Here is a 6697-nt window from a genome sequence, read left to right as displayed (position 1 = left end):
TCGATCCAGGATTTTATCCGCGTCGAAATGCCGGGCTGGAAGACCCAGTATCCGGGCGTCGAAAACCTCAACGTCGCGGTCATGGGCTGCATCGTGAATGGTCCCGGCGAATCCAAGCACGCCAATATCGGCATCTCGCTCCCCGGCACCGGCGAAACCCCGGCGGCCCCGGTGTTCGTCGATGGCGAAAAATTCCGCACCCTGCGCGGCCCGACGATCGCGGCCGACTTCAAGGCGCTGGTGATCGACTATATCGACCAGCGCTACGGCAAGGGCAACCAGACGCCGGAAATCATCACCGCGGCCGAGTAAGCCCGGCACATCATCGACGGCAGAAATCAGCCGGCGCGCGGATCATCCGCCGCCGGGTTTTTTCGTGCTGTGTGGCGGACGTTGCGGATGACAACCTCCTCACTCGCATGGTCGATCATATACAACACGACATAAGGATAGTTCACGATCGATACACGGCGGACACCGGGCGTGGCCGTCGGATGACCGGAGAACGGAAAGCTTGTCAGCAATCGGGCGCGCTGAATGATCCTTATGGCGACGGATTTGGCCGCCGAAGGACTCTGAGCTTTGAGATAAACGAAAATGTCATCGAGTTCGTTGCGCGCGGTCTGTGACCAGCGCAATTTCATCCAAAGTGCCGATTGAACAAGGCGGTTATTTCCTCATCGTCAACCAATCGGCCAGCTTCGACGTCGGCCAAGCTCCGATCGAGCGCTGCAAGATCGTCAGCAGTCAGTTCGTATTCATTCCCGAGATGGCTCGCCTCGACATCGGCAATCAACACAGCCAGTTCTTCCTGTGCCTTCTCAGGCCAAGTTGAAACCCGCTCCAGCAGTTCTTCCAATACTGCTCTGATCATGACGGCAGATTAGCAGATTATCTGTCCGATTGCACCCAATCAGTTCACCAGCTTCAAAGCGGCATCCGTTGATATTCCCGGTTGATCAGCCCTGCTTCTTCGAGATCCAGATCCCGCTCAATCCGACGCCGGCTCTCATCCGTGATCTTGCCGTCGCGCAATTGCGCGTGGATGAACTTGCGCTCTTCCTTGATCAGTTCGCGCACCAGATCAGTGCCGAGGGCAGAGACATCGACTTCGGGATCGAGTTCGTTAGGTAGCTGGTTCGATCGGCTCTCATGCCGCGCGCGAAGAATCTTCACGACCTCGTCCGAGAGTTCGCGATCATCGGTCATCGCATCCAGCGATGCCAGCGCCTTGGCCAGTGCTTCGCGGCGGGCATGCAGTTCGGCCTCGTGCTCGGCGATATGTTCACGCTGGCCGATCTTGTCCATTTTCATCCATTTCACCACCAGCGGCAGGCCGAGGCCGAAGCCGACCAGCGTGATCAGGATCACGTTGAACGACACGAACAGGATCAGGTCGCGTGCCGGAAAGGCCTCGCCGGACATCATTGTGAACGGGAGAGCCAATGCCGCGGCAAGCGAGACGGCGCCGCGCACGCCGGTGAAAGCGAGCACGAACGTCCATTGCCAGTTCGGCGCGGGATCGCGCTTCTTCAGGCAGGCGCTCAGCATCCGCGGCACATAGATCGCCGCATAGACCCAGACAAAACGGGCCACCACGATCACAGTCATCACCAGCGCCGTCGCGGCAACGATCTCGGCGATCGGAAACGCTTTCGACTTCTCGATCAGCGCGCGCATCTGGAAGCCGGTCATCAGGAACAGCAGGCCCTCGATGAGATAGATGATCAAGTCCCAGAAGAAGATGCCCTGCAGGCGCGTCGCCGCCGAGATCAGCAGCGGGCCATTCCACGAGATGTAGAGCCCGCAGGCGACGGTGGCGATGACGCCGGAGCCGCCGAAATGTTCGGGAATGAGATAGGCGACATAGGGCGTCAGCAGCGACAGCGTGATCTCCACCTGCGGATCGCGCGCCTTGTGGCGCAGGCGCAGGCTGAGCCAGCCGATCCAAATGCCGAAGGCGAGTTCACAGGCAAGGATGGCGACGAAGGTGCCACCGGCCTTGGGCAGCGAGAACGCGCCGGTGGTGATGGCGGCCACCGCAAAGCGATACAGGATCAGCGTGGTCGCATCATTGGCGAGCCCCTCGCCTTCCAGCACCACGAGCAGCCGTCGCGGCAGACCGAGTTTTCGCGCGACGGCGAGCGGCGCCACGACATCCGGCGGCGCCACGATGGCGCCGAGCAGGAAGCCGACGCTCCAGGGCAGGCCGATCAGATAATGCGTGGCCGTGGCGACGAGACAGGCCGTGAAGATCACGCAGCCGACGGCGAGCAACGTGATCAGCCGCAGGCTGAAACGGAATTCGCGCCAGCTCATGGCCACCGACGCCGAATAGATCAGCGGCGGCAGCACGCCGAGCAGCACCACTTCGGGCGGCAATTCGAGCGCCGGCATGCCCGGCACGAAAGCGAGGCCGATGCCGACCAGCAGCAACAGGATCGCCGGCGCGATATTGGCGCGCTTCGCGAACCACGCCGTGGCGCCCAGCGCTGCGACCAGAGTGAGGAAAATAGCGAATTTGGCTTCCACGCGCGCGTCACCTGTTGCTGCGACACTTTGCCCGGATGGGGATGGAGGTCAATGACACGCTTACACTTGTCGTCACCCGGCTCGACCGGGTGACCCAGTAATCGCCGCTGCCTCGGTGTCCACTGGATCGCCCGGTCAAGCCGGGCGATGACAACGGAAGGATCGAAGCTAGATCGCACTCGCGGCGATATTCACCATCAGCGCCACCAGCGCCGTGTTGAAGATGAAGGACACGATGCCATGCGCTGTCGCCGTGCGGCGGATGCTCTTGTCGGTGATCCCCACATCGGATGTCTGCGCCGTCATGCCGATAACGAAGGCGAAATACACGAAGTCCCAGTAGTCCGGGTCTTCCTTCTCATCCCCGTCGGGAAAAGCCAGTCCGCCCGGCTTAGGACCGCGATAATATTCATGCGCATAGTGCAGCGAGAAGATCGTATGCACCGCGGCCCAGGACAGCGTGATGGTGATCACCGCCAGCGCGAGCTCGGGCGTGGCGCTCTTGGTGGCGCCGAGCTCGAACACGATGGCGGCGATGGAGGCAAAAGCGCCGAGCGCGGCCACCAGCAGGATGACAAAACTGCCATCGTCCTGAAGCGCGGCATTGCGGCGGATGCGCTTGCTGCCACCGGTCAGCATCATGCCGAACACCAGCAGCAGATAGAGCCCGGCAAAGACATCCCAGCCGATCAGCAGCCGCGTCACCAGCCGCAGCGAATGCGGCAGCAGCAGGCAGACGACGATGCCGATCGCCAAAGCCGCAAAGGTGCGCGGCCGCCCATAGACGACGCGCAACGGCACCGGCATCTTGCGAAAGCGAGCAAGGAGCTGATCGAGTTCCTTGCCCGTGTCGGTCATGCGAGGCTTCGCTTAGTTCTTGCGCTCGGCCACGAAGCGGGCGGCGGCGCGGAGCACGTCGCCCTTGTTGCCGAAGATCGCCAGCGAGGCATCCGCCACAGCGATCAGATCGGCCACGCGCCTCTTGGCGCCATCGACGCCGAGCTGAGTCACGAAGGTCGTCTTGTTGAGCGCGGCGTCGGCGCCGGCCGGCTTGCCGAGGGTCGCGGCATCGGCCTCGACATCGAGCAGGTCGTCGGCGATCTGGAAGGCTTCGCCGAGCGCACGGCCGTAATCGTCGAGCGCCTTGTATTCCTTTGGCGTGGCCTGGCCGAGCAACGCGCCGGCGATGACGCCGTAGCGCAGCAGCGCACCGGTCTTCATCTGCTGCACGCGCGCGACGTCCACCGGCTCCTTGTCGCCAAAGCGGCCTTCGCCGGCGAGATCGAGCATCTGGCCGCCGACCATGCCGCCGAGGCCGGCGCAACGCGCCAGCGCGCGAGTCAGCAGCAGGCGCACATTGGCGTCGGAGTGAATTTCATCACGGGTCACGATGTCAAACGCCAGCGTCAGCAGCGCGTCGCCGGCGAGGATCGCGGTGGCGTCGTCGGTGGCCTTGTGCAGGGTCGGGCGGCCGCGGCGCAGGTCGCTGTTGTCCATGGCGGGGAGATCGTCATGGATCAGCGAATAGCAGTGGATGCATTCGAGTGCTGCGCCGACCAGCAGCGCCGGCTCGCGATGCACACCGAATACGGCCGCACTTTCAACGACCAGGAATGGGCGCAACCGCTTGCCGCCACCCAGCGACGAATAGCGCATGGCGTCCATCAGCCGCTTCGGGCGTGCGATCTCGTCCGGCAGCACGCCGTCGCTCAGCACCTTGGTCAGGACGGCTTCGGTATCGTCGGCAGTCTGGTCCAAGCGCGCGGCAAAATCTTTGGTGGAAGCACCGGTCGACATTAAGAATAGCTCCAGATCAATTTGGCCGGACAATCCTCCATGGCAGGGGCCACGTCAATTGCGCCTGCGGCACCCCGGCGCGTTTGGTCGCGGCAAGCTTAACTGCCTTGAAAACGGCTCGGAAACTCCGCTTTATCAGCGGGATAGACCTGAGCAGGAAACCCGCTTTTGCGCCTCGTCCGACGCCTCCTTTTGATCGGGATCCTGCTCGTCCTGATCCCCTATGTGCTGACCCCGCTTTATGCGACGGGCCAGCCGGTCTCGACCCTGATGCTGTGGCGCTGGATCACCGGGGCCCCGGTGGAGCGGACCTGGGTGGACCTGCGGGCGATGTCGCCGGCGATGCCGGCCAGCGTGGTGGGCTCCGAGGACGCCAAATTCTGCAGCCATCACGGCATCGACTGGGATTCGCTGCAATCGGCCATCGATGATGCCCAGGACGGCGAGGTGTCAGGCGGCGGCTCCACCATTACCCAGCAGGTGGCGAAAAACCTGTTCCTGTGGCCGGGCCGCAGTTTCATCCGCAAGGGGATGGAGATCCCGCTGGCCATGTGGATCGACCTCGTCCTCAGCAAGCAGCGGATCCTGGAACTCTATCTGAACATCGCCGAAATGGGCCCGACCGGGCAATTCGGTGCCGAAGCCGGTTCCCAATTCGCCTTCGGACGCTCCGTTTCGGCGATTTCAGCCCGCGATGCCGCGCTTTTGGCGGCGATTCTGCCGAATCCGGTGACCCGAAGCGCCAAAACGCCGGGACCGGGTGTGCGCCGGCTGGCATCGCGCTATATGGCGCGGGCGCAATCGTCCGAACTGGGCAAATGCTGGAACTAGGCTGTCATCCCGGGGCGCGCCGTAGGCGCGAACCCGGGATCTCAAGCGGCTCCATCATGACGAGGTTCCGGGTTCGCGCCTGCGGCGCGCCCCGGAATGACAGCCCAGGATTTCCGAAGAATCCACCCGCGCGACCCTAGCCATGGCGTCACGCATCCGTTATAAGCCCGGCCTTATCAGCGATTTTGCCCGCGCGCTTTGTGCTGGCCGCCCGGAACCGGGCACCGATCGAAAACATCTGCCCAGACGTTCTGGCAAGAGAAGTTGCAAGGAATACTCCTATGGCCGTTCCGAGAAGAAAAACATCGCCGTCGCGGCGTGGCATGCGTCGTTCGGCTGACGCGATCAAGAGCACCGCCTACGTTGAGGACAAGGACTCCGGCGAACTGCGCCGTCCGCACCACCTCGACCTGAAGACCGGCATGTATAAGGGCCGTCAGGTTCTCAAGGTGAAGAAGGACGCCTGATTTCAGGCTGGATGGCCTGCCCCGCGCGGCCTCCTTCGTCCCGATAAGAATACCAGACCCCGCTTCGGCGGGGTTTGTCGTTTGTGTAGTGCCGTTTGATCCAGCCAGGGTTGTAGCGAAGCCTGCGCAAAGCGGCAGCGGGCGCGACACTTTCCCAAAGCATGCCGCGCCTCCGCATAAGTTCATTTCTGAACTGTACTTCCGCCCGAATTCGCTACAACACTAGCGCAAACGCAGGTTCCCCGATGATGCGCCCGCATCGTCATGCGTTCGTTTTTCTCGCGCGAAAAAGGCTCTCCCGATGATCGGTTTTCCGCTGCTGCTGATTCCGGTGGCGATCTGCAACATCATCGTTTTCCTGATGCCCGACCTGTCGCTGGCGGGCCCGGTGGAGCTGTTCTCCGTCACGCTGCCATCGCTGGATGTCATCCGCATCTCGCTGAAGGATGTGCTGGTCGCGCTGTCGATCCTGCTGCTGCTGCTCGAGGTGATGCGCGCCGCGCGCCCGGCCTCGAAATATTTCACCGATCATTTCCTGTCGCTGCTGGTGGCAGGCGGTGCGGCATATGAATTCGTGATGCTGCCGAAATTCGGCAACTCCACCTTCTTCATCATCACGCTGGTGGCCTTCGTGGACTTCTTCGCCGGCATCTCGCTGCGCGCCCGCCGCCCGCGCCGGGTTGCCGCCCCCGCCTATGCCGAGCCGGCCCCGCATTATCATCCTGCGCCGGCCCCGGTTGCGCTGGCACCTGCCCCAGTCGCCGTCACGCCTGCGCCTGCTCCGGTCGCACCGGTGCCGCCGGCAACCTCTGTCGCCGAATCCGTGCTGACGGAGAGAGCCGAACCGAAGCTTGAGCGCATCGAGCCGACGATCGAATCAAGGGTCGAGCCAAAGATCGAATCGCATGGCGAGGCCAAGCCGGTCGCACCGGAAGTCGTCGCGCATACATCGCCGCAGATCACGTCGCCGGATCTGCAACCGGATGGATCGAATCCGGATAACAAGCCGAAGAGCTGAGGTCTTAATCCCTCCCCCAAGCCGCGAAGCGGCGCAGCGGGGAGGGCCTGAG

The 6697-nt window shown here is 62.9% G+C and carries 10 protein-coding genes; 5 read left to right on the top strand and 5 right to left on the bottom strand.

The window, feature by feature from the left end; all coding sequences use genetic code 11:
* A partial coding sequence (locus tag ACIQ2A_RS25100; protein ID WP_398484634.1) for a flavodoxin-dependent (E)-4-hydroxy-3-methylbut-2-enyl-diphosphate synthase occupies positions 1-312 on the top strand: 312 nt, incomplete at its 5' end.
* Positions 313-338: 26 nt separating this feature from the next.
* On the opposite strand, the gene ACIQ2A_RS25095 is transcribed toward ACIQ2A_RS25100, so the two are convergent.
* The 5 genes from ACIQ2A_RS25095 to ACIQ2A_RS25075 all read right to left on the bottom strand — a co-directional run bounded on the left by ACIQ2A_RS25095 (position 339) and on the right by ACIQ2A_RS25075 (position 4329).
* Positions 339-644 carry a type II toxin-antitoxin system RelE/ParE family toxin gene (locus tag ACIQ2A_RS25095; protein ID WP_398484632.1) on the bottom strand — a complete coding sequence of 102 codons (306 nt, stop codon included), beginning with the start codon at positions 642-644 and terminating at the stop codon, positions 339-341.
* The gene (locus tag ACIQ2A_RS25090) at positions 641-859 is read right to left on the bottom strand and encodes a hypothetical protein (RefSeq protein ID WP_398484630.1); all 219 of its coding nucleotides are present in this window, start codon (positions 857-859) and stop codon (positions 641-643) included. The genes ACIQ2A_RS25095 and ACIQ2A_RS25090 overlap by 4 nt, the downstream gene beginning before the upstream one ends.
* A gap of 68 nt (positions 860-927) precedes the next feature.
* A complete protein-coding gene (locus tag ACIQ2A_RS25085) occupies positions 928-2532 on the bottom strand; it encodes a Na+/H+ antiporter (protein WP_398484628.1) in 1605 nt (534 codons plus the stop codon).
* Positions 2533-2700: 168 nt separating this feature from the next.
* Positions 2701-3390 carry a DUF1345 domain-containing protein gene (locus tag ACIQ2A_RS25080; RefSeq protein ID WP_398484626.1) on the bottom strand — a complete coding sequence of 230 codons (690 nt, stop codon included), beginning with the start codon at positions 3388-3390 and terminating at the stop codon, positions 2701-2703.
* Positions 3391-3402: 12 nt separating this feature from the next.
* A complete protein-coding gene (locus ACIQ2A_RS25075) occupies positions 3403-4329 on the bottom strand; it encodes a polyprenyl synthetase family protein (protein WP_398484624.1) in 927 nt (308 codons plus the stop codon).
* A 168-nt stretch (positions 4330-4497) separates the two neighbouring features.
* Here ACIQ2A_RS25075 and mtgA point away from each other — a divergent pair, with 168 nt between their 5' ends.
* The 4 genes from mtgA to ACIQ2A_RS25055 all read left to right on the top strand — a co-directional run bounded on the left by mtgA (position 4498) and on the right by ACIQ2A_RS25055 (position 6645).
* Entirely contained in the window at positions 4498-5160 is a 663-nt protein-coding gene (gene mtgA / locus ACIQ2A_RS25070; RefSeq protein ID WP_398484622.1) for a monofunctional biosynthetic peptidoglycan transglycosylase, read from the top strand.
* A 142-nt stretch (positions 5161-5302) separates the two neighbouring features.
* Positions 5303-5500: a hypothetical protein gene (locus ACIQ2A_RS25065; protein ID WP_398484636.1), complete on the top strand. Its 198-nt coding sequence runs from the start codon at positions 5303-5305 to the stop codon at positions 5498-5500.
* The gene (gene rpmF, locus ACIQ2A_RS25060; protein ID WP_211911819.1) at positions 5442-5627 is read left to right on the top strand and encodes a 50S ribosomal protein L32; all 186 of its coding nucleotides are present in this window, start codon (positions 5442-5444) and stop codon (positions 5625-5627) included. Before ACIQ2A_RS25065 ends, rpmF begins: the two co-directional genes overlap by 59 nt.
* Positions 5628-5928: 301 nt before the next feature.
* On the top strand, positions 5929-6645 hold the full coding sequence (locus ACIQ2A_RS25055; protein ID WP_398484620.1) for a hypothetical protein: 717 nt from the start codon (positions 5929-5931) through the stop codon (positions 6643-6645).
* Positions 6646-6697: the final 52 nt, after the last annotated feature.

Origin of the sequence: Tardiphaga sp. (assembly GCF_044336785.1) — a bacterium.
Taxonomy (GTDB): Bacteria; Pseudomonadota; Alphaproteobacteria; order Rhizobiales; family Xanthobacteraceae; genus Tardiphaga.
This window is presented reverse-complemented; position numbering and strand designations above follow the sequence as displayed.

What these genes read in the sequence shown, in the direction of transcription:
- ACIQ2A_RS25065 (WP_398484636.1), top strand. Translation starts at nt 5,303, where the DNA reads ATGGCGTCACGCATCCGTTATAAGCCCGGCCTTATCAGCGATTTTGCC.
- ACIQ2A_RS25055 (WP_398484620.1), top strand. Translation starts at nt 5,929, where the DNA reads ATGATCGGTTTTCCGCTGCTGCTGATTCCGGTGGCGATCTGCAACATC.
- ACIQ2A_RS25095 (WP_398484632.1), bottom strand. Translation starts at nt 644, where the DNA reads ATGAAATTGCGCTGGTCACAGACCGCGCGCAACGAACTCGATGACATT.
- ACIQ2A_RS25075 (WP_398484624.1), bottom strand. Translation starts at nt 4,329, where the DNA reads ATGTCGACCGGTGCTTCCACCAAAGATTTTGCCGCGCGCTTGGACCAG.
- ACIQ2A_RS25080 (WP_398484626.1), bottom strand. Translation starts at nt 3,390, where the DNA reads ATGACCGACACGGGCAAGGAACTCGATCAGCTCCTTGCTCGCTTTCGC.
- rpmF (WP_211911819.1), top strand. Translation starts at nt 5,442, where the DNA reads ATGGCCGTTCCGAGAAGAAAAACATCGCCGTCGCGGCGTGGCATGCGT.